Source organism: Kitasatospora sp. NPDC059973 (assembly GCF_042737525.1).
In the GTDB taxonomy this organism is placed as follows: domain Bacteria; phylum Actinomycetota; class Actinomycetes; order Streptomycetales; family Streptomycetaceae; genus Kitasatospora.
Genome location: NZ_JBHWUI010000252.1, coordinates 7577 through 8222, shown reverse-complemented (window position 1 = coordinate 8222; position 646 = coordinate 7577). Strand labels below are relative to the sequence as shown.

The 646-nt window shown below is 74.1% G+C and carries 1 protein-coding gene; it reads right to left on the bottom strand.

All coding sequences use genetic code 11. From position 1 onward, the window contains the following. Positions 1-58: 58 nt before the first annotated feature. Positions 59-646: collagen binding domain-containing protein (locus ACFWA9_RS36760; protein WP_380393497.1), on the bottom strand; the 588-nt coding region annotated here is incomplete at its 5' end.

Here is a 646-nt window from a genome sequence, read left to right as displayed (position 1 = left end):
GGACCCGCCGGAGCAGAGGGTGCTCCGGCGGGTCCGGCGGGTCCGGCGTACCGGGCGCCTAGCAGTCGTCGTCGTGGTGGTGCCGCTTGTTGGTGAGGTCCACGGTGACGCAGTCATCGGCGTCCACCCGGTACGGGCCGGTCACCGGGTCGTGCGGGAGCTGGTAGCCGTCGGGCGCGGCGGTCTCCCGGAGGTAGTACTGGCCGGCCGGCAGGTGCGTGAAGGCGCAGCCGCCCTCGGCCGAGGTGGTGCAGCCCGGGCCCGTGCGGGTGTCCGGGTTCGCTCCGCCGGTCTGCAGGCCGGCGACTCCGTTGGTCTCCCGCCAGAGCTGGAACTGCGCGCCGCCCAGCGGTTCGCCGGTCTTGGCGTCCCGCTTGGTCAGGTCGATCGAGCCGTCCGGCGGCGGCGTCGGCGAGGGGCAGTCGCCGGCCGTCACCTGGACGCCGGTGGTGGCGTTCTGGGGGGTGAGGACGAGGGGGCCGAAGACGGGGTCGGTGGGGAGGTCGTAGCCGGTGGGTGCGGTGGTTTCGCGCCAGTAGTAGGTGCCGGTGTCGACGGTGCGTCGGCAGATGCCGTTGGCGGGGGTGGTGCAGGTGGCGCCGAGTCGGGTGTCGGGGTTGATGCCGGTGGTCTGGAGGCCGGGGGT